The organism is Microvirgula aerodenitrificans DSM 15089 (assembly GCF_000620105.1).
Taxonomy (GTDB): domain Bacteria; phylum Pseudomonadota; class Gammaproteobacteria; order Burkholderiales; family Aquaspirillaceae; genus Microvirgula; species Microvirgula aerodenitrificans.
Genome location: NZ_JHVK01000012.1, coordinates 90,415 through 113,426 on the forward strand (window position 1 = coordinate 90,415; position 23,012 = coordinate 113,426).

The window sequence follows — 23,012 nt, forward strand, 5'->3', positions numbered from 1 at the left end:
ATTCAGGATAGTGGCTGGCCGGACACCCGGCCAGCCCGGTCATGCCGTCTCTCAGACGCGGATCTGGCCGTCGCCGAGCACGATCCACTTCTCGCTGGTCAGCCCCAGCAGCCCGACCGGACCACGCGCATGGATCTTGTCGGTGGAAATGCCGATTTCGGCACCCAGCCCGTACTCGAAACCATCGGCAAAACGGCTGCTGGCATTGACCATCACCGAGCTGGAGTCCACCTCGCGCAGGAAACGGCGCGCCGACGTGTAATTCTCGGTCACGATCACATCGGTGTGATGGCTGCCGTAGTGGTTGATATGCGCGATCGCGCTGTCCAGCCCGTCAACCACCTTCAGCGCCAGGATCGGCGCCGCATATTCGGTGAACCAGTCGTCCTCGGTCGCCGCCGCCACCCTGTCCGCACCGACCAGCGCGCGCACCGTGTCGTCACCGCGCAACTCGACGCCCTTGTCGAGGTAGATCGCGCAGATCTGCGGCAGGAACTCCGCCGCGACCACCGCATTCACCAGCAGCGTTTCCATGGTGTTGCAGGTGCCGTAGCGCTGGGTCTTGGCGTTGTCGCAGATCGACAGCGCCTTGACCAGATCGGCGTCGACGTCGACATAGGTATGACAGTTGCCGTCCAGATGCTTGATGACCGGCACCCGCGCCTCGGCGCTGATGCGGGCGATCAGCCCCTTGCCGCCGCGCGGCACGATCACGTCGACGTATTCGGGCATGGTGATCAGCTGGCCGACGGCAGCACGGTCGGTCGTCTCCACCACCTGCACGGCGGTGGCCGGCAGCCCGGCCTGCTCCAGCCCGGCGCTGACGCAATCGGCAATGGCGCGATTCGAGCGGATCGCTTCGCTGCCGCCGCGCAGAATCACCGCATTGCCGGCCTTCAGGCACAGGCCGGCGGCATCGGCGGTCACGTTCGGGCGGGCTTCATAGATGATGCCGATCACGCCGAGCGGCACCCGCATCTTGCCGAGCTGGATGCCGGACGGCCGGTAGGCGAAGCCGCCCATCTCGCCGACCGGATCCGGCAGCGTGGCAATCTGGCGCAGCCCTTCTGACATGGTCGCAATGGTCTTTTCGTTCAGCGTCAGCCGGTCGATCATCGCCGGTGCCAGGCCATCGGCCAGCGCAGCGGCCACATCCTCGGCATTGGCTTCGAGCAGCGCGTCGGTGGCCGCATCGATCGCATCGGCAATCGCGTGCAGCGCGGTATTCTTGGTCAGCGTGTCGGCGCGCGCCATCTCGCGGCTGGCGGCGCGGGCGGCGCGGCCCAGTTCGTGCATATAGGTCTGGATGTCCATCTCGCGTTTCCTCGGAATATGCCGTCGATGTTACAACAGTCGGCGAAGCCGGCGCGCCCCGCCATCAATCGTCGTGCAGCAGTCGCCGCTTCGCGAACTGGACGCCGAACCACACGCAGGCGGCGATCGGCACGATGGCCAGGCCGGTGGCCAGTTCGGGATTCACATGCCAGCCGGCAGCCTTGACCGCCTTGGCCGCATACGCAAACAGGCCGACGGCATAGTAGGTCAGCACGCCGACCGACAGCCCTTCGACCGTTTCCTGCAGTCGCAGTTGCAGCTCGGCACGCCGGTCCATCGACTGCAGCAGTTGCTGGTTCTGCTGTTGCAGGCCGACCTCGATGCGGGTCCGCATCAGCGCCGTTGCACGCTGCAGCCGCGTCGACAGCCGTTCCTGGCGCCGGGTGGCGGTTTCGCAGGTCGCCATGGCCGGCGCCAGCCGGCGCTCCATGAATTCGCGAAACGGCTGCAGACCGGCAATGCGCGACTCGCGCAGCTCGCCGATGCGCCGCCCGACCAGTTCGTAATAGGCGCTGGCAGCGGAAAAACGGTATTGGCTGGCACTGACGGCATCCTCCAGTTGCGCCGACAGCCCGGCCAGATCGGCCAGCAGCGCCGGCTCTTCGTCGGTCGCGCGCAGCCGCCGCGTCGCATCGCGCAAGGCGACACCGAGCAGGTCCAGTTCGCGGATCTGCTGCTTGGCCAGCGGCAGTGCCAGCAGCGCCAGCATGCGGTAGGTCTCGATCTCGAACAGACGACCGAGCATGCGCCCGGCCTGGCGGGCGCTCATGTCGCGGTTCAGCATCACGTAGCGCACGAAGCCGACTCCGGCATAGGCGTCGTCATGCAGCCGCAGGTCGGTCAGCGCCATCGCATTGCCGTCGGCCAGGTCGGCGCCGATCAGGTCATGGGCGGAAAACCACCGGGCCGCCATCTGGTCCAGCTGCCCGGCGGCGCCGGCATCGATGATCAGCGCATGGACGCCGGCCAGCATCTGCCCGGGCACGGTTTCCAGCCAGTCGTCCGGGATATGGGTCAGCGCGTTCTGCACGAACGGATCGCCGCCGGTCCCGTCCAGACCGAAGATGTAATTGACGAATTCGGTATGCCGCGACCAGCTGACGGTCAGCTCGCCGGCCCGGCCGACATAGTGCGTGGCGCCAGCCGGCGGCGCATCCATGCCGAGGCGGGCCGCCAGTGCGGACACGGCGGCCAGTTGCTCGCCGCTGTCGCGCTCGAAGAAAAACGTCAGTGACGTCAACCGGGCCGGCGCGGCCACCGGCAGCGAAGGTCGGGCATGGGCTTCGTCATTCAGTTCGGTCCGAAGCGGGTGCAGTGAGAGCGAGATCATGCGGCGATTCTCAGAGGGTATGTTGACGTTGTAAAGCAGCGTTCCTGCCGGGGCTGACCGCCTCAATAGACCAAAAAGAAATTACGTAAGGATTTTCCATTATTTTTTTGGAATATTCGTTTCGTCTTAGCATGGCTCCACGCTACCCCACACCCACGGAGTCCCCCTGATGAAACGCACCCTGCTCTTCGCCGCGCTGCTGGCCACCGCCGGCCATGCCCTCGCTGCCGACTACAAACTGCTGAACGTGTCGTATGACCCGACGCGCGAGCTGTACAAGGACGTGAATGCGTCCTTCGTCAAGGAATGGCAGGGCAAGCATCCGGGCAATACCCTGACCATCCAGCAATCGCATGGTGGCTCGGGCAAGCAGGCCCGCTCGGTCATCGACGGCATTCCGGCCGATGTGGTGACGCTGGCGCTGGCCTGGGACATCGACGAAATCGCCGAACGCACCAGGGCGCTGCCGGCCAACTGGCAGAGCCGCCTGCCGCACAATGCCAGCCCGTACACCTCGACCATCGTGTTCCTGGTCCGCAAGGGCAATCCGAAGAACATCAGGGACTGGGGCGACCTGGTCAAGCCGGGCGTACAGGTCATCACCCCGAACCCGAAAACCTCCGGTGGCGCACGCTGGAACTACCTCGCGGCCTGGGGCTGGGCGCTGAAGCAGCCTGGCGGCAACGCCCAGACCGCCACCGCCTACCTGAAGGAACTGTTCAGGCACGTGCCGGTGCTGGATACCGGCGCACGCGGCGCGACCATGACCTTTGTCGAACGCGGGATGGGCGATGTGCTGCTGGCCTGGGAAAACGAAGCGCTGATGTCGAAGAAGGAGCTGGGTCCGGACAAGTTCGACATCGTCGCCCCGAGCGTGTCCATTCTGGCCGAACCGCCGGTGGCGGTGGTCGACAGGAACGTCGACAAGAAAGGCACCCGTGCCATCGCCACGGATTACCTGAACTACCTGTACACGCCGGCAGCGCAGACCCTCATTGCCGAGAACTACTATCGCCCGATCGACAAGAATGTCGCCGCCAAATACGCGTCGCAGTTCCCGAACGTAAAGCTGTTCACCATCCAGTCGCTCGGTGGCTGGGCGAAGGTCGCTCACACCCACTTTGCCGACGGCGGCGTATTCGACAAGATTTCGGTCAAGTAAGCAGACTGGCCATGCAGGCAGACGCCCGTCGCTTTCGGTCCGGCTGAAGTAAGAACAACGTCCGGCCCGGCATCGGTTAGAATGCGCATCGAAGTCAGCCGGACAGTCGCCGCCCGTTCGCGGGGGGAGGAAAGTCCGGGCTCCACAGAGCAGGATGCCGGCTAACGGCCGGGCGTCGCGAGGCGACGGAAAGTGGAACAGAGAGCAGAACCGCCGATGGCCGGGCAACCGGCACAGGCAAGGGTGAAAAGGTGGATTCCTTCGGGAACGGATCGGGCAACCGGTCCCGGTAAGAGCGCACCGCGGACGTGGCGACACGGACGGCAGGCTAAACCCCATCCGGAGCAAGACCAAGCAGGGAGCGCCAACGCGGCTCGCGTTGTTCCCGGGTAGGTTGCTGGAGCGTGCGGGTAACCGTACGCCTAGAGGAATGACTGTCTGGGACGGGCAACCGTCCGACACAGAACCCGGCTTACAGGCTGACTTCGCCAGATGCAGACAAAACCCCCGCACGATAACGTGCGGGGGTTTTGTTTTCAGACAGCGTTCCTCTTTATCCGCTACGACCCAAGCTGACGAACGAGGGTTAGCGGCATGACCAGCGTGAGGGGATGATGACTGAGCGGCGTGAATCCATAGCGGCTGTAGAACCGCGCTGCGTCGTCGTCCTTGGCATCGACCACAACGGCATTGATTCCTATCGACGCAGATAGTGACTCGACCCGCTTCAGCGCATCCAGCAGCAGCGTCTCTCCATATCCCTTCCCTTGCGAGGCCCCATCCACCGCCAACCGGCCCATGCGGGCAACCGGTATCACTCGGGGACGTTTTCTGGCCAGCCCGGGCGGAAAGTTCCCGGTAGGAATCTCGCTGGTCGCAAGCGAATAAAACCCAAGGATCTTGTCCGGTTCAGCGAGACTGGCAAGGACGAACGTCCTCGACAGGTCCTTCAATTGGTGCTGCCCGGCAACCTCCGCCAGCCAGCGGTCCAGTTCAGCGTGGCCACAACGAAACGCACCACGCTCATGCGTCGAATTCAAAGGTTGAATCCGTGCCTGCATGAGGAACCTTTCTGGCGGAATAGCGTTCATGAGCGCCACGCAAGGCAGCATTGGGCTCGGATGGATGGTCCAGCAACTGACAGAAGCGCCTGGCCTCCTCATCGGACAATAAAAGAGATCGCTCCCTGGCCAGCACCTTTTCCGCGGCATCCAGCGCCGCCTGGACAACAAACTGGTTAAGCGTCGCGCCGGTCAGATCGGCAGCCTGCTGCAGGTGCTCCTGCACGCTCTGTGGAACACGCGCCGATATCCGCCCCCGGGCCGCAGCGGGGACATCCCGCTCTTTTGCTAGCGTCATTTCACTTCTCCCGGATACGTTGGCATCCGTGCAATCCATGTCAGAGAAACCGGCGTGCGCCAGTATCAGTGCCATTATGGCACCACAAAAACAATAATGGCGCCAAAATGGCGCCATTATTGCTGATTGCTACGGCTTCGGTTTGGCTGCCGGTGTCGGCGCCGGGCAGGCGCAGGCGGCCGGCTTTTTCTTCTTCACCGTCTTCTTCACGGTTTTTTTCCGTGCCGGCGCCTTGGTCGGCTTCAGCGCCGGCCGCACCAGCGGTTCGGCCACCGGCGCGGAGTAGATCGGCGGATACATATCGGTCACCACCGGCGCCGGCGGCACGGCCACCGTGCACAGCAGATTGCCGCGCACATAGCGCTGCCCGCGCCACAGGGTATTGGTAATGCCGCTGGTCTGGTTCGACAGCTGGTAGCTGGTGCAGCCACGCGCCTGCGCCTCCCGCGCCGCATAGTGCGACAGCGCCTCGTACAGCTGCGGCTGGCCCAGTCCCATATACGGCGCCCAGACGGTCAGCTCGGCGTCCTGGCCGCTGCTGAGCGGCCGCGCCGCATACTGGTACAGATTGCCGTCATCGAAACCATGGTTGGGGGAGTTGACGCCGACAGCGGCGCAACCGCCGAGCAGCGCAGGAATCAGGAACAGGCCGAGTCTTTTCATGGGGGGGATTATGTCATGACGACCGTGTGGGCCCCGGGTCGACGACGGGTGCAAAGTGAATATTCTGCCATTGCCGGGCCCGCGCCGGCACGCGGCGCGTGTCTCATGCGGGATATCGATTGAAAGCGCACAAAATTTAGGCAAAAAGCTTTTTACCCGCTGTGGAAAAGCGATTAAAATGGCGCCCCTCGCTGCCCAATTGCCTATTTTTTAATCACACATGAACATCGGTCCGCATCGTCTCCCCAACAAGCTTGTCGTCGCGCCGATGGCAGGGGTGACCGATCGTCCGTTCCGCATGCTGTGCCGCCGTTTCGGCGCCGGGCTGGCGGTCAGCGAGATGATTGCCGCGAATACCGCACTGGCCACCACCCGCAAGACGCTGAAGCGGGCCGACCACAGTGGAGAACCGGCACCGATCTCGGTACAGATCGCCGGCGCCGATCCGGCGCAGATGGCCGAAGCGGCCCGGCGCAATGTCGATTACGGCGCTGCCATCATCGACATCAATATGGGCTGCCCGGCCAAGAAGGTCTGCAATGTCGCCGCCGGCAGCGCGCTGCTGCGCGACGAGGCGCTGGTCGGCCGCATTCTGGAAGCCGTGGTCGGCGCGGTCGACGTGCCGGTCACGCTGAAGACCCGCACCGGCTGGAGCCGCGACCATCGCAATGCGCTGACCGTGGCCCGCATCGCCGAGGCCGCCGGCATCCAGGCACTGGCGCTGCACGGCCGCACGCGCGAGGACCTGTATCGCGGCGACGCAGAATACGACACCATCGCGGCGGTCAAGGCGGCGGTCTCGATCCCGGTCATCGCCAACGGCGACATCGATTCGCCGGAGAAAGCCCGCGCCGTGCTGGCGCACACCGGCGCCGACGCGATCATGATCGGCCGCGCCGCCCAGGGCCGGCCGTGGATCTTCCGCGAGATCCAGCACTATCTGGACACCGGCACCCGTCTGCCGCCGCCGGAGATCAGCGAAGTGCGCGGCGTACTGCTGGAACACCTCGATGACCTGTATGGCTTCTATGGTGAATACCAGGGCTGCCGCGTCGCCCGCAAGCACATCGCCTGGTATACCAACGGCCTGCGCGATGCCAATGCGTTCCGGCAGGCGATGTACCAGCTGGAATCCACCGCCGGTCAGCACCGGGCGGTGGCCGACTATTTCGACCGCCTGGCCGAGCACGGTTCACGGCTCGACTATGCACAGTAACCCGCCTTCCGGACGGACGGCGACTTGTTCAACCTCGACGGCACGACAACAATGACACCACGCCACGACCATCTTTCCGAATCCATCCGGCTCGCCATGGAGCAGTATTTCCAGGATCTGGACGGAGAACAGCCGTGCGCCATCTACGACATGGTGCTGGCGCGGGTGGAAAAGCCGTTGCTCGAGGTCGTGCTCGATTACGCCGGCGGCAACCAGACCCGTGCCGCCGACCTGCTGGGCCTGAACCGGAATACGCTCAGGAAAAAGATGAAGATGTACCAGATGCTGTAAGCCCGGCGGGTCATGACGCCGGGAGGCGCCATGATCCGACCGCGACCGTGAACAGGCTCCTTTCCCTTTCGACTCTCACATCCATCAAGGCTGTCATGACCAAAATCGAACGCGCGCTGATCAGCGTTTCCGACAAGACCGGCATTCTCGACTTCGCCCGCGGCCTCGCCGCCCATGGCGTGGAAATCCTCTCCACCGGCGGCACTGCCAAGTTGCTGGCCGACAACAATGTGCCGGTCATCGAGGTCGCCGACTACACCGGCTTCCCGGAAATGCTCGATGGCCGGGTCAAGACCCTGCATCCGAAAATCCATGGCGGCATTCTCGGTCGCCGCGATCTGCCGGAACATGTCGCCAAGATGGTCGAACACGGCATCGGCAACATCGACCTGGTGTGCGTGAACCTGTATCCGTTCGAGTCCACCGTTGCCGATCCCGACTGCACCATCGAGGACGCCATCGAGAACATCGACATCGGCGGCCCGACCATGGTCCGCTCGGCAGCCAAGAACTGGGCCCACGTCGCCATCGTCACCGACAGTGCCGACTACGCACCGCTGCTCGAAGAACTGGGTTCGACCACCGGCGCCCTGTCGCGCGCCACGCGCTTCTCGCTGGCCAAGAAGGCCTTCACCCACACCGCCGCCTATGACGGCGCGATCAGCAACTGGCTGACCTCGCTGTCCGATGGCGAACTCAGCGGCAAGCCGAGCCGGGTCATCTTCCCGAACCGCCTCAATGTCCAGCTGGTCAAGGCCCAGGACATGCGCTACGGCGAAAATCCGCACCAGGCCGCCGCGTTCTACCGCGACCTCGACCCGGCACCGGGCGCCCTCGCCCACTACAGGCAGCTGCAGGGCAAGGAACTCAGCTACAACAACATCGCCGATGCCGATGCGGCATGGGAAGCGGTCAAGACCTTCGAGGATGCCGCCTGCGTGATCGTCAAGCACGCGAACCCGTGCGGTGTCGCCGTCGCAGCCGATCCGCTGACCGCCTACCGGCTGGCGTTCGCGACCGATACCACCAGTGCCTTCGGCGGCATCATCGCCTTCAACCGCGAAGTGGACGGCCCGACCGTCGAGGCCGTGACCGGCCAGTTCCTCGAAGTGCTGATCGCGCCGTCGTTCACCGACGAAGCGCGCCAGCTGATCGCGGCGAAGAAAAACGTCCGCGTGCTGGAAGTGCCGATTGCCACCGGCTCGAACCGCTTCGAGCTGAAGCGCGTTGGCGGCGGCGTGCTGGTACAGACGCCGGACATCAAGAACGTCACCGCCGCCGAGCTGAAGGTGGTCACCAAAGCCCAGCCGACCGCGCAACAGCTTGGCGACCTGCTGTTCGCCTGGCGTGTGGCCAAGTTCGTCAAGTCGAACGCCATCGTGTTCGTTGCCAACGGCCAGACCGCCGGCATCGGCGCCGGCCAGATGAGCCGCGTCGACTCGACCCGCATCGCCGCCCGCAAGGCGCAGGATGCCGGTCTGGCACTGAAGAACGCCGTGGCTGCGTCGGATGCGTTCTTCCCGTTCCGCGACGGGGTCGACGTGATCGCCGAGCAGGGCATCGCCGCCATCATCCAGCCGGGTGGCTCGATGCGTGACGAGGAAGTGATCGCCGCAGCTGACGAGCACGGCATCGCCATGGTATTTACCGGCTTCCGCCACTTCCGCCACTAAGCCCGTGACCAGGAAAAAAACACCCCTGCTGCTGTTTCTGGCCATTCTGGCGCTGGCGGGCATCGTGCTGGCCGTCCTGGTCCGCATGCTGACCACCACGCCGGCTGCCGCCGTGTCCGGTGCCCCCGCCGCCACGGCGGTGGCGGTGGCACCGGCACCCGACGGCCGGACGCTGGAACGCGGTCTCGAGCACTATCGCAGCGCGCAGAAGATGAGCGCCGGTCCGAAACCCGGTCGCTGGCTGGTCGATGCCGAGACCCAGAACGGCCCGACCCGCCTCGACGGCCACTTCCTCGCCCCGCAGTTCTTCACCGCCGCCGACGGTGTGCATTACGCGCTGACCGCCTTCGTGGCCGACACCGTGGATGCACAGGGCGACGGCATGGACAGCTTCGCGGCTTCCGGCCAGGTGCGAACGCTGCTGTTCGCCGACCAGGCCGGCGACTTCGTGCTGAAGGACAGCCGTACCCTGACCGCCGGTACCCAGGGCATGGCGCCCGGGGTCCGGCTGGTCCGGCTCGGCGAGCAGGCCTGGGGCTGGCAGATCAGCAATGGCTGGACGCACATGGGCTACAGCCGCGAGAACGTCGAATTCTTCGCTGCGCGCGACGGCCATATCGTCCCGATGGGCGAGCTGGTCACCAGCGCCAGCGATGCCGGCACCTGCCCCGATGCGTCGAACTGCCCGGTCAGCACCGAGCTGACCGCCAGCTGGCGCCTGGTTCCCGAGGCGGGCAAGCCGTTCTATTCACTGGAAGTCGACTGGAGCGGGCGGCTGCGCGGGCAGGCCATCCAGCGCAAAATGACACTGCAACCGGATGCGGCCACCCTGCGCTATCCGGTGCCCAAAGCATTCAACATCTCGTTCTAGGCCTGGCCGACGAACGGACCACCGGGGTCGTCGCTGACGGCCCGTGTCGCAGACATTGAGGAAACAGCATGAAAGTCATGGTCATCGGCGGGGGCGGTCGCGAGCATGCGCTCGCCTGGCGCATCGCCAAATCGCCCCGCGTCTCCAAGGTCTTCGTTGCCCCCGGCAACGCCGGTACGGCGCTCGACCCGCACCTGACCAATATCGCCGTCACCGACATTCCCGCGCTGGTGGCATTCGCCCGCGACGAGGACGTTGCGCTGACCGTGGTCGGACCGGAAGCGCCGCTGGCGGCCGGCGTGGTCGATGCGTTCCGCGCGGCCGGGCTGAAGATCTTCGGCCCGACCCAGTATGCGGCCCAGCTTGAATCGTCCAAGGACTTCGCCAAGGCATTCATGAAGCGCCATGGCATTCCGACCGCCGCTTATGAAACCTTCAGCGATGCCGCCGCCGCGCACGCGTATATCGACCGCAAGGGCGCACCGATCGTCATCAAGGCCGATGGCCTGGCCGCCGGCAAGGGTGTGATCGTGGCAATGACGCCGGAAGAAGCGCATGCCGCCATCGACGACATGCTGCTCGGCAACAAGATGGGCGACGCCGGTCACCGTGTGGTGATCGAGGACTTCCTCGTCGGCGAGGAAGCCAGCTTCATCGTCATGGTCGACGGCGACCATGTGCTGCCGATGGCCACCAGCCAGGACCACAAGCGCCTGCTGGACCACGACCAGGGCCCGAACACCGGCGGCATGGGTGCCTACAGCCCGGCACCGGTGGTCACCCCCGGCGTCCATGCCCGGGTGATGCGCGAAATCATCCTGCCGACGCTCGAAGGCATGAAGAAGGACGGCCACGTCTACACCGGCTTCCTGTATGCCGGGCTGATGATCGATGCCCAGGGCTCGCCGTCGGTGATCGAGTTCAACTGCCGCTTCGGCGACCCGGAGACCCAGCCGATCATGCTGCGACTGAAGTCCGACTTCACCGTACTGCTGGAAGCCGGCGTCAATGGCCGCCTGGACAAGGTAGAGGCCGAATGGGATCGCCGCGTGGCACTGGGTGTCGTGCTCGCCGCCGGCAACTACCCGGAAACGCCGAAGGCCGGCGACGTGATCAACGGCCTGCCGGCAGAAAGCGCCGACTGCGTCGTGTTCCATGCCGGCACCCGCTTCAACGAGCAGCAGCAGGTCGTTACCGCCGGCGGCCGCGTGCTGTGCGTGACGGCGCTCGGCGACAGCGTGCGCATGGCCCAGCACCGCGCCTATGAAGTGGCCGACCAGATCTACTTCGACGGCCGGCAGATGCGCCGTGACATCGGCGCCCGGGCACTGGCGCGTCGTCCCGCCTGAGCGGAGGGGTGAGCAGCGACGCCACAGCGGCCGTCGCTGCTCACCCATGCCGCTACAGCAGCACCGGCCGGTCCGGCAGCTCGTTCGGCCCGCCACCGGCCGGGAAATGGGTCGCAATGACCCCGGTCACCGCCGCAATGCCGTCCAGCGCACCGCCACGGAAGTCGCGGCGGCCAAAGGCCGTTTCCATCTGCTCGCAAATCCCGGCCCAGCCGGCCGCCCCCACCCTGGCATCGATGCCGCGATCGGCAACGATTTCGACCGCCCGGTCCGCCAGCAGCACATAAACCAGCACGCCGTTATTGTGCTCGGTATCCCAGACCCGCAGCAGCGAAAACACCTCGATGGCGCGGCTCTGCGCCGTGCGCCCGCCCAGGATCGCCCCCGGCGACAGCGCATCCTCGACCGCAAAGCGCACCTGCCCGCCATGGCGGCTTTCACCGCTGGCGATGGCGGCCTCGATCGCCGCCAGCGTCGCCGGCGGAAATGCCTGCCGCTGGCGCCAGCGTGTCATGCCCAGATGCCTGTACAGGCGTTTGCATACTGTCATTACCATTTTCCCGAAGCCCCACCACCACCAAAGCCCCCACCGCCGCCACCGAATCCGCCGCCGCGTCCGCCACCACCACCGAAGCCCCCGCCGCCAAAGCCGCCACCGGTCCCCACGATGCCGAGCAGGGTCAGCACGAAGGACAGCGCACCGGCACCGAGCGTCAGCAGCAAGGGGGTGGCAAACAGCCATTCGAACACCGCCGCCGTCCCCGCCCCCAGCAGCAGTGCGGCCGGCAGCCGGCCCAGCATGCTGCGCAGCAGCCCGCCCAGCACGAACACCGGCACCACGGCAAACACCAGCAGGTCCAGCCCGCCACCGCCGTTCTCGCCACGCGGCGCCTGCGGCGCCGGCAGGGGCTCGCCATCGATGACCGCCATCATGCTGTCTAGGCCGGCATCGATGCCGGCATAGAAATCGCCGTCACGGAAATGCGGCACGATGATTTCGCTGATGATCCGCTTGGCGGTCGCGTCATTCAGCGCGCCCTCCAGCCCGTAGCCGACCTCGATGCGCAGGCTGCGGTCATTCCTGGCCACGATCAGCAGTGCCCCGTCGTCGACCTTCTTGCGCCCGAGCTTCCATTGCTCGACCACCCGCATGCCGTATTGCTCGATGCTGTCGTCGCCAGTGGTCGGCACGATCAGCAGCGCCAGCTGGCTGCCCTTCTTCGCCTCGAAGGCCTGCAGCTTCTGCTCCAGCGCGGCGCGCTGCCCGGCGTCCAGCGTATCGGTCAGATCGGTCACCCGCGCGGTCAGCGCCGGCACCGCCACCGGCCCGGCGGCGGCGAACAGGCTGCAGACCAGGGCCACTGCCGTCAGCAGGGTCCTGGTCGTGGCGGCAAGGGTCATTTCGTCGTGCCCGGTGCCGCAGCGGCAGGCGCCGCCGGCGTGGTGCCGAAATCGACCGTCGGCGCCGTCGAGATGGCGCGTTCGTTTTCCACCGTGAAGTTCGGCTTGACCTTGTAGCCGAATGCCATGGCGGTCAGGTTGGACGGGAAGCTGCGCACGGTCAGGTTATAGTCCTGCACCGACTGGATATAGCGGTTGCGGGCCACGGCAATGCGGTTCTCGGTGCCTTCCAGTTGCGCCTGCAGATCGCGGAAGCCGGTATTGGCCTTCAGGTCCGGATAGTTCTCCGACACCACCAGCAGGCGCGACAGCGCGCTGCTCAGACCGGCCTGCGCCGACTGGAAGCGGGCAAACGCCTCCGGGTCGTTGACCAGTTCCGGCGAGGCCTGGATGCTGCCCACCCGCGCCCGTGCCTCGGTGACCTGGGTCAGCACTTTTTCCTCGTGCGTCGCATAGCCCTTGACCGTATTGACCAGATTCGGCACCAGATCGGCACGACGCTGGTACTGGTTCACCACTTCGGCCCAGCTGGCCTTGATCTGCTCGTCATTGGCCTGCAGCGTGTTGTAGCCGCAACCGGACAGGCTCAGCACCCATGCGGCGATCAACAGTTTCCATAGCGTGCGCATTTATCGACTCCCGGAATTGGCAATATCCGGAAGTATTGTAGAAAAAGGGGGCAGGCAGGGTAACGGAATGCAAAAAACCACGGAAATATGCCCGTGGCTTTTGCACTGCCGGGGTCCGGTTCAGCTCGCCGCCACCCCGTACTGCTGACGATAGGCCTGCACCCGCTGCAGGTTCTGTTCGAGTTCCGGCGCGCCGGCCAGGTAGCCGAGCAGATCGTCGAGGGTTGCGATGGCGACCACCGGGATACCGAACTGTTCGGCTACTTCCTGGGTGGCCGACAGCGTGCCCTGACCGCGTTCCATCCGGTCCAGCGCAATGGCGACACCGGCCGGTTCCGCGCCGGCGGCACGGATCAGCTCGACCGATTCGCGCACCGAAGTACCGGCGGAAATCACGTCATCGATCACCAGCACCCGGCCACGCAGCGGGGCGCCGACCAGCACGCCGCCTTCGCCATGGTCCTTGGCTTCCTTGCGGTTGTAGGCGAACGGCACGTCGCGACCACGTTCGGCCAGTGCCATGGTCACGCCACCGGCCAGCACGATGCCCTTGTAGGCCGGGCCGAACATCATGTCGAAGCCGATGCCGCTGGCGTCGATCGACTGGGCATAGAAGCGCGACAGTGCCAGCAGGCTCGCGCCGTGGTTGAACAGGCCCGCATTGAAGAAGTACGGGCTCGGCCGGCCGGCCTTGGTAACGAACTCGCCGAAGCGCAAAACCTGCTCATCGACGGCGAAACGAATAAAATCCTGACGAAAATCGCTCATGGCCCCACTCCTGATCCGGTGGCGGCCGTCCAGCGCGGCCGCGCAAACGGCGCGAAGCATACCCGTGCCGGCGCCTCGCGTCACGCCGCATCCCGCCCCGCAACCCCCTTCCCGGAGATCCACTTTGCCACGCATCATCAGCGCCAACCTCAACGGTATCCGCTCGGCGGACAAGAAAGGGTTTTTCAACTGGCTGGCCGGCAGCGGCGGCGACATCGTCTGCGTACAGGAGCTGAAGGCCCAGGACGCCGACCTGTCGCCCCTTCACCGCCAGCCGCCCGGCTACCCGTTCAGTGCCTTCCATTGCGCGGAGAAGAAGGGCTACAGCGGCGTCGGCATCTATGCCCGCCAGCAGCCGGACCGGGTGATCGAAGGACTTGGCCTGCCCGAGTTCGATGCCGAAGGCCGCTATCTGCGCGCCGATTTCGGCCCGCTGAGCGTGATTTCGCTGTACCTGCCGTCCGGCTCGTCCAGCGAAGAGCGCCAGCAGGTGAAATTCGCCTTCATGGCCGCCTTCCTGCCGCAACTGGAAGCGCTGATCGCCGAAGGCCGTGACCTGGTGCTGTGCGGTGACTGGAATATTGCCCACAAGGAAATCGACCTGAAAAACTGGAAGGGCAACCTGAAGAACTCCGGCTTCCTGCCCGAGGAACGCGCGTGGCTGAGCGACGTGTTCGACCGCGTCGGCTTCGTCGACGTCTGGCGCCGGCTGTATGCGGACATCCCCGGCTACACCTGGTGGTCGAACCGCGGCCAGGCCTATGCCAAGGACGTCGGCTGGCGCATCGACTACCAGATCGCCACACCGGCACTGGCCGCGCGTGCCACCTCGGCCAGCGTCTACAAGGACGAGAAGTTCTCCGATCACGCGCCGCTGATCGTCGACTACAGCTAACGCCGCAACGCCGCGCGATATTGCGACGGCGTTGCGCCAAGCGCGTCGCGAAAGCGCCGCGTCAGGTGGCTGCCGCTGGCAAAGCCGCAGGCCGCCGCCACCGCGGTCAGCGGCAGGTCGCCGTCGCGCAGCAAGCGGCGCGCGCGGTCGAGCCGGCGCGCAATCAGCCAGGCGTGCGGTGGCAGGCCGAAGCTGGCGCGAAACGCACGGGCAAAGTGGAATTCGGACAGCGCGCACAGCCCGGCCAGTTCGGCCAGCGTGATCTCGCCATCCAGCCCGGCATCGATATAGTCGACCAGCCGCCGGCGCAGCGCCGGCGCCAGCCCGCCCCGGACCGCGCCCGGCCGCCAGCCGCTGTGCTGGCGCACCAGGTGCAGCAGTGTCTGCTGTACCAGTTCGTTCGCCGCCAGCCGCATGGCATCCTCCGTCCAGTCGATGGCGTGGATGCGGCGACACCAGCCTGCCAGCACGGCATCGTCCAGATAGGTCAGGTCGGCCAGCTGCACCGCGCGGGGTTCGCGATCCATGCTGGTCACGATCAGTTCGGCCAGCCGGGTCGGCGAGAAATACAGGTGGACGAAGTGCAGGTCGCCGTCGATGACCCATTCCGACGCATGGTCGCCCGGCAGCAGGCACAGTCGCCCCGGTGCGCCATAGTGGCCGGGCTGGCTGCGCCGCCAGGTGCCCTGCCCGCCGGACAGGTACAGCGACAGCGTATGACTGCCCGGTTCGCTGTAGCAGGTCTGGTCGTCGTGGTTGCGCCATTCGGCCACGCCGATGCCGTCGCTGAGCATGGCGGCGCGTTCGAGCGTGGCATGCGAGCGCTCGGACAGGATGGTGAAGATCTGATGGTCCAGCGACGAGTCCATGTGCGGCAGTGTACTGCCGACCGACCGCGCATGCTGCCGCGCTGCAACAAAAGCGCAAGAACGTGCAAGCAGCAACGGCCATCACTGGTGATGATGGAAACATTCCCGTCTCCGGATGTTTCATCATGAATGCCCTGCTTTACCTGTCCGTCGTGCTGATCTGGGGCACGACCTGGATCGCCATCAAGATGCAGCTCGGCGAGGTGCCGGTCAGCCTGTCGATCGGCTGGCGCTTTGCCCTGGCCGCCGCCGTGCTGTTCGCCATTCTCGCCGTGCGTCGCCAGCTGAAACCGCTGCCGCGCCAGGCCTGGGGACTGGTATTCGCCCAGGGCCTGTGCCTGTTCTGCGTCAATTTCCTGTGCTTCTACCATGCAGGGGACTACATCACCACCGGACTGGAAGCGGTGGTGTTCTCGACGGCTGCGCTGTGGAATGCGGTCAATGCACGCCTGTTCCTCGGCCGCCGCATCGCCCCGAACGTGATTCTCGGCGGCGCCGTCGGCCTGCTCGGCCTGCTGGCGCTGTTCTCGCCGGAGTTCTCCCACACCTCGGGCATGCGCACGGCCATCGGCCTCGGCCTGAGTCTGGTCGGCACCCTGTGCTTCTCGGCCGGCAACCTGCTGTCGGCGCGGCTGCAGTCACTCGGCCTGAAGCCGCTGTACACCAACGCCTGGGGCATGCTGAGCGGTGCGCTGGTGCTGCTGGTCGGCAGTGCGGCGGCGGGCGTGCCATTCGTGTTCGACCCCAGCCCCGGCTATGTCGGCGCGCTGCTGTATCTGGCGATTCCCGGCTCGGTGATCGGCTTCACCGCCTACCTGATGCTGGTCGGCCGGCTTGGCCCGGAGCGCGCCGCCTACTGCACGGTATTGTTCCCGCTGGTGGCGCTGAACATTTCGGTGTTCGCCGAAGGCTATGTATGGACACCGCTGGCGCTGGCCGGCGTCGCCCTGGTCATGCTCGGCAACTGGCTGGTGTTCCGCCCGGCGTCGGCCGGGTCCGGCTGGCCGCTGTGGCGGCGGGCGAAGTCCGGCTGCTAGCGCAGCAGCCCCCACAGCATGTCGGTCGCCATGACCACCATCAGGGCGGCGAACACCTTCTTCAGCCGGCTGACCGGCAAGCGGTGCGCCAGCGCCGCGCCCAGCGGTGCCAGCGCGCTGGTGATCACGCACAGCGTGATCAGGCCCGGCAGATAGATGAAGCCGGCCGACCACGGCGGCAGGCCGGGTGCCTGCCAGCCGCTGATCAGGTAGCCGATCGCGCCGGACACCGCGATCGGCCAGCCGAGCGCGGCACTGGTCGCAATCGCCCGCGGTACGGCGATCTGGCACCAGACCATGAACGGCACGCTCATCGAGCCGCCACCGATGCCGACAAAGCTGGAAACCAGCCCGATCAGGCCACCGGCGACACCCATGCCGGCGGTTTGCGGCAGAGTACGCGTGCCCTTCGGCTTCTTGTCGAGCAGCATCTGCGCCGCAACCGCGTACGCATAGACGACAAAGAACCATTTGAGTTCGCGGCTGGGCAGATAGCCGGCGACCTGGGTGCCGGCCAGCGTGCCGATCACCATCCACGGTGCCATCCGGCGCACGATGCTCCAGTCGACGGCACCGCGCAGATGATGGGCGCGCACGCTGGACATGCTGGTGAACACCATCACCGCCAGCGAGGTGCCGAGTGCCAGGTGCTGGACATGGGTATGGAAACCGCTGGCCTCCAGCGTCCACACCATGGCCGGCACGATGATCAGCCCGCCCCCCACCCCCAGCAGACCGGCCAGAAAACCGGCAATGACACCGACGCCGGCCAGCGCGGCCAGAATGGACAGATCGGGCACTAGCGCCACCTTTCGTGAATCAGTTTCCAGTGTGCCGGATCGACCGGCATGGCCGACAGCCGGCTGCCCGGCGCCAGCACCTGCAGGGTCGCCAGCTCGGGCACGGCACGCAGTTCGGCCATGGTGATGACCCGCGGATAGCGGGTGACGAACGACACGTCGACCGAATACCAGCGCGGCTGGTCCGGCGTGGCTTTCGGGTCGAAGTAGCGGCTGTCGGGATCGAACTGGGTCGGGTCCGGATAGGCGGCCGACGCAATGTCCATCTCCCCGGCCAGGCCGATCTCGCGGCAGCTCGAATGCCACAGGAACGCCCGGTCGCCGGGCCGCATGCGATCGCGGATAAAGTTGCGCACCTGGTAGTTGCGCACCCCGGTCCACTCGCCACGCCCGTCGCGGGCAAGGTCGTCGATCCCCCAGCAGGCGGGCTCGGACTTCATCAGCCAGAACATGTCATTTCACTATGCGGAAGGAATCGATTGTGCCTGCGGCGAACGGCAGGAACAAGCAGGCGATCAGCGGGCGGGCCGCCAGACGCGCTGTTCGGTCAGGACCCGGTCCAGCGGCAGGTCGTGCGCCTCGCGCGGGATGGCGTCGGCGCGCTGGCAGGCAAACGCGCAGCCGAACAGCCACGGACGGGCGTGGCGGCGCATCAGCGGAGACAGGGTGCAATCGTAGTAGCCGCCCCCCTGGCCGAGCCGGTAACCGGCGGCATCGAAACCGACCAGCGGCATGAATACCGCCTGCAGGCGCGAGGCCGGCACCACCGGCCCGAGCGGTTCGACGATGCCGAGCCGGCTGACGCGCCAGCGGGTGGACGACGTGAGTTCGACGAAGCCAAGCACCCGGCCGCGCGCCGGCACCACCGGCCAGAACACCCGGCAGCGGCGCGCGAGCGCGCGCGCAATCAGCGGCGCGAGCGAAAGCTCGCTGCCACTGGCGTGATAGACGGCGATTCGACGACCCGGCGCCAGATAGGACTGGGCCCGGATGGCGACCCGGTTCGCGGCGGAAAGCCGGTAACGGGGCGTCAGCATCAGCCGTTTGCCGCGCAGTTCGCGGCGCAGGGCGCGCTTGGCTTCCGTCAGGGTCATGGGGAGGGAGAAGAGGGTAGCCCCCGCAGGTGCCGATTAGACTTGTCATCCCGAACCTGAGGTTCAGGTGGCCACCGGCAGCGCATTTCGGGCGCACCGGCTAGCGGCACGACTCGCCCACGCGCAATCAGCTGGCAGCCTTTTAACATCTATTGGTTCAGAGAATTTAAGCCTTCCCGAACACCGCAGGGGACTAAAGCTGTAAGAGATCAGAACAAGTCGGCCTGGGCCTGTATGGCGCGCTGTGCCGTCTCGTCGATGGATTCTATTTTACGTTGAATCGCTTCCATGTCCAGCGGATTTTCGACCCGTTTCAGCATCAGGTCATGGGTCAGATTCAGCGCGGCGAGGATGGCGATGCGCTCGCCGTCGACCACCCGGCTGTTGTCACGGATGGTGCGCATTTTCTCGTCGAGGATGCGGGCGGCGGCCATCAGGCTGTCGCGTTCTTCGGACGGGCAGGAAAAGGTGAAGCGGCGGCCAAGCAGATCGAGGCCGACGGTGACGGTATCACTCATTTATCGATCTCCGGCAGTCGGGTCAGGAGGGCTTCGATGCGCGAGCGCGTGGTATCGAGCCGGGCAGTCAGGTCGGTATTGCGCGCTTCGGCATCCTGCGCGCGCTGTTCGGTCACCGCCAGCCGCGCGGACAGGTCGACCAGCCGCTGTTCGGCGGCGGCCACGCGTTCGTTCGCGGTGCGATTGGCCTGCTCGAGCGTCTCCCGCTCTGCGCGCAGGGCGCGATTCTCATTGCCGAGGCGGGTGGCCAGTGCGGCCAGCTCGCTCACGCTGGCCTGGAGTTTTTCGAGTTCGGTATCCATATCCGGGGCACTGTAGCGTGGCCGTCCGACAGGGTCAAATCCCGACCGGTCACGACCGGCTGCGGGCACTGTCCAGCACGCGGCAGACCGCGCTGGCGCCGTCGGCAAGGCGCGGACCCGGCCGGCTGACCAGGTCTTCCGGCAGGCCGTACAACTGCCCGTTCGCCACCGCCGGAATCGTCGTCCAGCGCTTCCACGCCGCGAGCCGGTCGACGTCGCCCGGCACCAGCATCACCGCCGGTCGCGCCGCCATCACCGCTTCGACCCCGACCTGCGGTACCCGCGGCGCCAGCGCGGCAAACACATTGCGACCGCCGCACAGCGCGACCAGTGCCGAGATGAACTGGCGGCCGTTGACCGTCATCAGCGGCGACACGTTGATCTGGATGAAGACCGGCAGCGGCGTCAGTCCGGCATGGCGTTCGCGCAGCGCGGCGATCCGGGTCCGGAACGCCGCGGCCTGACGACGGCCACCGTCACTGAAGCCGCTGAGGATGCCGAGCTTTTCCATGCTGGCCGGCACGGTATCCAGCGAGTCCGGTTCGGTCAGATAGACCGGGATGCCGAGCGCCCGGATTCGCGCCAGCTCGCGCGGGGCATTGCCGCTGGCCCAGCCGACCACCAGATCCGGCTTCAGCGCCATGACCTTCTCCACGCTGACGCCGCTGTAGCCACCGACGCGCGGCAGGCGGCGGGCGGCATCCGGCCAGTCGCTGTAGTTGGTCGCCCCGACCAGCCGCCCGCCAGCACCGATCGCGTACAGCATTTCCGTCGCATGCGGTGCCAGTGAAATGATGCGCCGCGCCGGCTGCGGCAGTGAAACGCGGGCACCGGTATCGTCGCTGACGCTGACGCCGGCCGGTGTCGCCATGGCCGGCAGCGGGCACAGGCAGAGCAGCAGGGCCACATGGCGCACTCGCTTCATTGCGACGCCCCTCCCTTCAGCACCAGCGGCAGGCCGGCGGCAACCAGGGTGACCCGGTCGGCAATGGCGGCAACCGACTGGTTCAGCCAGCCCAGCTCATCGACGAACCAGCGCGTTTCTGCGCCCATCGGCACCACGCCGAGGCCGATTTCATTGCTGACCACCACCACGTCGCCCGCCGCCGAGGCCAGCGCGTCGAGCAGCGTGGCCCGCGCCTGCGGATAGCGTTCCGCCTCCCCCGGCGCCAGAAAGTGCGCCAGCCACAGCGTCAGGCAGTCGATCAGCACCAGCCCGTCCGGACGCGCGGCATCCTGCAGCGCGTCACTCAGGGCCACACCGCACTCGACCGCCCGCCACGACGCCGGCCGGCGTGCCTGGTGCATCGCCACCCGGTGGGCAAACTCGGCATCACCGACACTGGCGGTCGCCAGGTAATGCACCGGGCCGACGTGGGCCAGCGCCAGTTTCTCGGCATGGCGGCTTTTGCCCGAACGGGCGCCGCCGGTGATCAGATGCAGCATGGAACCTCCTGCCGGGGATGCCGGACGCACGGTCTTACTTCGGTTGCCAGTTCACGCCGACCAGCCACTCGCGGCCCGGCTGGTTGAAACTCCGGATCAGCGTGTAGTCGCGGTCGAACACATTGTTGACCCGCGCGTACAGCGTGGTGGTCGGGGTCAGCCGGTAGTCGGCATACAGGTCGACCAGACCATAACCGGCCAGCGGCTGCTTGTTGGCCGGATCGCTGTAGCGCGAGCCGGCGGCGGTCAGGGCACTGCCCAGCGTGACCGGACCGATGTCGCGGCTGACGTCGACGCTGCCGAACACCCTGGCGCGCTGCGACAGCTGGTTGCCATTGCTGCGATCCTCACCGTCCTGCCAGTTGACGTTGGCGGCGATGCGGGTACCCAGCAGGGTGGTGCTGCCTGCCAGCGCCAGACCGCGGATGCGGGCCTTGTCGACGTTCTCCGCCGTGCACGGACCGCTGCCGCTGCACACATAGCCATTGATCATGTCGTCGATGCGGTTCTCGAACGCCGTCAGCCGCAGCATGCCGTATGCCCCGTTGTACTCGGCACCGACTTCCCCGTTGCGGGCCGACTCCGGCTTCAGGTTCGGGTTGCCCTGGAAACCATAGGCCAGCGGCCAGTACAGATCGTTGAAGGTCGGCACGCGGAAAGCGGTCCCGTAGTTCGCGGTCAGCTTGATGCTGTCGGTCAGCCGGTAGCCATAGCCGAGCGAGCCGGTGGTCTTTTCACCGAACTGCGAGTTGTCGTCATGACGCAGCGACGCATTCAGCAGGTGGTCGCCGAAATTGCCGCTCCAGCCGGCGAACACCGCCTTGTTGTTGCGTTCGTTCCGGGTATAGGCCTGCGTGCTGTCGACCTTCTGGTTCAGGTACTCGGCACCCAGCACCACCCGGCCGGCCACGCCGAGGTCCAGGTCGTTCTGCCAGGTGTAGGTATCCTGGGTGGTCTTGTACAGACCGGAGCGATCGAGATTCACCCCGCTGTAGGTCTCGTAGCGATCGACACCGTTGGTCACGGTCAGCGTGCTGGTCCATACATCGCTGAAGCGGTCTTTCAGGTACACGCTGTTGCTCTGGACGCGCTGCTTGTTGTAGTCGTCGGCCAGCGGCGTGCCGTTGTCAAAGTCGGCCTTGCCGAAGGACTGGAACAGCTTGATGCCGATTTCATGGCCGTCGACGATCTGGTGCGACACATTGGCGCTGTAGCTGAGGTTGCGGTAGCCGTCATCGTCCGGGTTGTAGCTGAACGTGTTCTGCGCATTGGTGGCGGAGAAGCCGCCATCGGTCCCGCGACCGGCCACGTTCAGCGAGAACGAGGTATCGCCGACCACGCCGCCGATGCCGCCGCCGACGCGCCAGGTGCCGTCATTGCCGACGCCGGCGCTCAGGTACGGCTTCGGTGCGCCCTTGCCCTGTTTGGTGAAAATCTGCACCACGCCGCCGATCGCATCAGCGCCGTACAGCCCGGATACCGGGCCGCGCACGATTTCGATATGGTCGATCAGTTCCAGCGGGATCTGTTCCAGCGCGGTCTGCCCCGAAGTCGCCGACGATACGCGCACGCCGTCGATCAGCACCACCGACTGCTTGGAACTGGTACCGCGCAGATACAGCGCGCTCGCGCGGCCATCGCCGCCGTTGCTCGCATACTCGACGCCGGACTGGCGCGCGAGCAGCTGCGGCAGGTTCAGGCCGCCGGCACGGGCGATTTCCTGCTGGCCGATCACGGTCACGTCACGGGTCTGTTCACGGCTGTCGGTGGCGGAGCGGTTGGCGGTCACCACGATTTCGCCGGTGGTGGTGGCGGGTTCGTCAGCGAACGCATTCGCCACTGCCAGCGACGCCAGGCTGGCGACAAACCATTTGCTACGGATATTGCACTTCACGAAAAACACTCCCTGGAAACGGATCAGGAGTGCGAGAAAGACAGGCGCATGGCCTTTCAGAATGGACAATCGGCGCGGCCCGGCCTGATGCCGGTCGCGCTGTCGCTGTC

The 23,012-nt window shown here is 66.1% G+C and carries 26 protein-coding genes and 2 other RNA genes; 9 read left to right on the forward strand and 19 right to left on the reverse strand.

The window, feature by feature from the left end:
- Positions 1 to 51 precede the first annotated feature (51 nt).
- Positions 52 to 1,314 carry a glutamate-5-semialdehyde dehydrogenase gene (locus Q352_RS0111510; protein ID WP_028499473.1) on the reverse strand — a complete coding sequence of 421 codons (1,263 nt, stop codon included), beginning with the start codon at positions 1,312 to 1,314 and terminating at the stop codon, positions 52 to 54.
- Positions 1,315 to 1,378: 64 nt separating this feature from the next.
- Entirely contained in the window at positions 1,379 to 2,665 is a 1,287-nt protein-coding gene (locus Q352_RS0111515; protein WP_028499474.1) for a DUF3422 family protein, read from the reverse strand.
- Between the two features lie 169 nt (positions 2,666 to 2,834).
- Here Q352_RS0111515 and Q352_RS0111520 point away from each other — a divergent pair, with 169 nt between their 5' ends.
- Positions 2,835 to 3,827, forward strand: coding sequence for a sulfate ABC transporter substrate-binding protein (locus Q352_RS0111520; protein WP_036386100.1), 993 nt, complete (start codon positions 2,835 to 2,837; stop codon positions 3,825 to 3,827).
- Between the two features lie 90 nt (positions 3,828 to 3,917).
- Positions 3,918 to 4,318: RNase P RNA component class A (gene rnpB, locus Q352_RS22320), an RNA gene on the forward strand.
- Between the two features lie 69 nt (positions 4,319 to 4,387).
- Here rnpB and Q352_RS0111525 read toward each other — a convergent pair.
- The 3 genes from Q352_RS0111525 to Q352_RS0111535 are packed head-to-tail and all read right to left on the reverse strand — an operon-like array spanning position 4,388 to position 5,849.
- Positions 4,388 to 4,888 carry a GNAT family N-acetyltransferase gene (locus tag Q352_RS0111525; RefSeq protein ID WP_028499476.1) on the reverse strand — a complete coding sequence of 167 codons (501 nt, stop codon included), beginning with the start codon at positions 4,886 to 4,888 and terminating at the stop codon, positions 4,388 to 4,390.
- On the reverse strand, positions 4,851 to 5,261 hold the full coding sequence (locus Q352_RS0111530; RefSeq protein ID WP_211249623.1) for a type II toxin-antitoxin system TacA family antitoxin: 411 nt from the start codon (positions 5,259 to 5,261) through the stop codon (positions 4,851 to 4,853). Before Q352_RS0111530 ends, Q352_RS0111525 begins: the two co-directional genes overlap by 38 nt.
- A 54-nt stretch (positions 5,262 to 5,315) precedes the next feature.
- Positions 5,316 to 5,849: a hypothetical protein gene (locus Q352_RS0111535; protein WP_028499478.1), complete on the reverse strand. Its 534-nt coding sequence runs from the start codon at positions 5,847 to 5,849 to the stop codon at positions 5,316 to 5,318.
- 220 nt (positions 5,850 to 6,069) lie between these two features.
- Here Q352_RS0111535 and dusB point away from each other — a divergent pair, with 220 nt between their 5' ends.
- From dusB to purD, 5 genes are all read left to right on the forward strand, one after another.
- The gene (dusB, locus tag Q352_RS0111540) at positions 6,070 to 7,065 is read left to right on the forward strand and encodes a tRNA dihydrouridine synthase DusB (RefSeq protein ID WP_028499479.1); all 996 of its coding nucleotides are present in this window, start codon (positions 6,070 to 6,072) and stop codon (positions 7,063 to 7,065) included.
- A 51-nt stretch (positions 7,066 to 7,116) separates the two neighbouring features.
- Positions 7,117 to 7,356: a helix-turn-helix domain-containing protein gene (locus Q352_RS0111545; protein WP_028499480.1), complete on the forward strand. Its 240-nt coding sequence runs from the start codon at positions 7,117 to 7,119 to the stop codon at positions 7,354 to 7,356.
- Positions 7,357 to 7,451: 95 nt separating this feature from the next.
- The gene (gene purH / locus Q352_RS0111550; RefSeq protein WP_028499481.1) at positions 7,452 to 9,029 is read left to right on the forward strand and encodes a bifunctional phosphoribosylaminoimidazolecarboxamide formyltransferase/IMP cyclohydrolase; all 1,578 of its coding nucleotides are present in this window, start codon (positions 7,452 to 7,454) and stop codon (positions 9,027 to 9,029) included.
- A gap of 4 nt (positions 9,030 to 9,033) precedes the next feature.
- Positions 9,034 to 9,900 (forward strand): hypothetical protein, encoded by an 867-nt coding sequence (locus Q352_RS0111555; RefSeq protein WP_028499482.1) that lies wholly within the window; start codon positions 9,034 to 9,036, stop codon positions 9,898 to 9,900.
- A 68-nt stretch (positions 9,901 to 9,968) separates the two neighbouring features.
- Positions 9,969 to 11,249: a phosphoribosylamine--glycine ligase gene (gene purD / locus Q352_RS0111560; protein WP_028499483.1), complete on the forward strand. Its 1,281-nt coding sequence runs from the start codon at positions 9,969 to 9,971 to the stop codon at positions 11,247 to 11,249.
- 52 nt (positions 11,250 to 11,301) lie between these two features.
- On the opposite strand, the gene Q352_RS0111565 is transcribed toward purD, so the two are convergent.
- The 4 genes from Q352_RS0111565 to pyrE all read right to left on the reverse strand — a co-directional run bounded on the left by Q352_RS0111565 (position 11,302) and on the right by pyrE (position 14,047).
- Positions 11,302 to 11,763 carry a TPM domain-containing protein gene (locus Q352_RS0111565; protein WP_233495286.1) on the reverse strand — a complete coding sequence of 154 codons (462 nt, stop codon included), beginning with the start codon at positions 11,761 to 11,763 and terminating at the stop codon, positions 11,302 to 11,304.
- A gap of 35 nt (positions 11,764 to 11,798) precedes the next feature.
- Entirely contained in the window at positions 11,799 to 12,650 is an 852-nt protein-coding gene (locus Q352_RS0111570; protein WP_028499485.1) for a TPM domain-containing protein, read from the reverse strand.
- On the reverse strand, positions 12,647 to 13,279 hold the full coding sequence (locus tag Q352_RS0111575; RefSeq protein ID WP_028499486.1) for a LemA family protein: 633 nt from the start codon (positions 13,277 to 13,279) through the stop codon (positions 12,647 to 12,649). The genes Q352_RS0111570 and Q352_RS0111575 overlap by 4 nt, the downstream gene beginning before the upstream one ends.
- Before the next feature lie 120 nt (positions 13,280 to 13,399).
- Entirely contained in the window at positions 13,400 to 14,047 is a 648-nt protein-coding gene (gene pyrE, locus Q352_RS0111580; protein ID WP_028499487.1) for an orotate phosphoribosyltransferase, read from the reverse strand.
- A gap of 124 nt (positions 14,048 to 14,171) precedes the next feature.
- On the opposite strand from pyrE, the gene Q352_RS0111585 reads away from it, so the two are divergent.
- Positions 14,172 to 14,942 (forward strand): exodeoxyribonuclease III, encoded by a 771-nt coding sequence (locus Q352_RS0111585; RefSeq protein WP_028499488.1) that lies wholly within the window; start codon positions 14,172 to 14,174, stop codon positions 14,940 to 14,942.
- On the opposite strand, the gene Q352_RS0111590 is transcribed toward Q352_RS0111585, so the two are convergent.
- On the reverse strand, positions 14,939 to 15,811 hold the full coding sequence (locus Q352_RS0111590; RefSeq protein ID WP_028499489.1) for a helix-turn-helix domain-containing protein: 873 nt from the start codon (positions 15,809 to 15,811) through the stop codon (positions 14,939 to 14,941). The genes Q352_RS0111585 and Q352_RS0111590 overlap by 4 nt on opposite strands.
- Positions 15,812 to 15,936: 125 nt before the next feature.
- On the opposite strand from Q352_RS0111590, the gene Q352_RS0111595 reads away from it, so the two are divergent.
- A complete protein-coding gene (locus Q352_RS0111595) occupies positions 15,937 to 16,848 on the forward strand; it encodes a DMT family transporter (protein ID WP_028499490.1) in 912 nt (303 codons plus the stop codon).
- Here the strand turns inward: Q352_RS0111595 and Q352_RS0111600 are convergent.
- The 9 genes from Q352_RS0111600 to Q352_RS20815 all read right to left on the reverse strand — a co-directional run bounded on the left by Q352_RS0111600 (position 16,845) and on the right by Q352_RS20815 (position 22,902).
- Positions 16,845 to 17,648: a sulfite exporter TauE/SafE family protein gene (locus Q352_RS0111600; protein ID WP_199489857.1), complete on the reverse strand. Its 804-nt coding sequence runs from the start codon at positions 17,646 to 17,648 to the stop codon at positions 16,845 to 16,847. The two genes, Q352_RS0111595 and Q352_RS0111600, sit on opposite strands and share 4 nt — an antisense overlap.
- Positions 17,648 to 18,100, reverse strand: coding sequence for an EVE domain-containing protein (locus Q352_RS0111605; RefSeq protein ID WP_028499492.1), 453 nt, complete (start codon positions 18,098 to 18,100; stop codon positions 17,648 to 17,650). Before Q352_RS0111605 ends, Q352_RS0111600 begins: the two co-directional genes overlap by 1 nt.
- Positions 18,101 to 18,163: 63 nt before the next feature.
- Positions 18,164 to 18,742, reverse strand: coding sequence for a 5-formyltetrahydrofolate cyclo-ligase (locus Q352_RS0111610; RefSeq protein ID WP_028499493.1), 579 nt, complete (start codon positions 18,740 to 18,742; stop codon positions 18,164 to 18,166).
- Between the two features lie 16 nt (positions 18,743 to 18,758).
- A non-coding RNA gene (gene ssrS, locus Q352_RS22825) (6S RNA) lies at positions 18,759 to 18,937 on the reverse strand.
- Between the two features lie 14 nt (positions 18,938 to 18,951).
- Positions 18,952 to 19,260 (reverse strand): cell division protein ZapA, encoded by a 309-nt coding sequence (locus Q352_RS0111615; protein WP_028499494.1) that lies wholly within the window; start codon positions 19,258 to 19,260, stop codon positions 18,952 to 18,954.
- The gene (locus Q352_RS20810) at positions 19,257 to 19,562 is read right to left on the reverse strand and encodes a carbohydrate porin (RefSeq protein ID WP_036386101.1); all 306 of its coding nucleotides are present in this window, start codon (positions 19,560 to 19,562) and stop codon (positions 19,257 to 19,259) included. The genes Q352_RS0111615 and Q352_RS20810 overlap by 4 nt, the downstream gene beginning before the upstream one ends.
- A 49-nt stretch (positions 19,563 to 19,611) precedes the next feature.
- Positions 19,612 to 20,487: a cobalamin-binding protein gene (locus tag Q352_RS0111625; RefSeq protein WP_028499495.1), complete on the reverse strand. Its 876-nt coding sequence runs from the start codon at positions 20,485 to 20,487 to the stop codon at positions 19,612 to 19,614.
- Positions 20,484 to 21,008 (reverse strand): bifunctional adenosylcobinamide kinase/adenosylcobinamide-phosphate guanylyltransferase, encoded by a 525-nt coding sequence (gene cobU, locus Q352_RS0111630; RefSeq protein WP_028499496.1) that lies wholly within the window; start codon positions 21,006 to 21,008, stop codon positions 20,484 to 20,486. Before cobU ends, Q352_RS0111625 begins: the two co-directional genes overlap by 4 nt.
- A gap of 34 nt (positions 21,009 to 21,042) precedes the next feature.
- Positions 21,043 to 22,902 (reverse strand): TonB-dependent receptor domain-containing protein, encoded by a 1,860-nt coding sequence (locus Q352_RS20815; protein WP_169735648.1) that lies wholly within the window; start codon positions 22,900 to 22,902, stop codon positions 21,043 to 21,045.
- Positions 22,903 to 23,012: the final 110 nt, after the last annotated feature.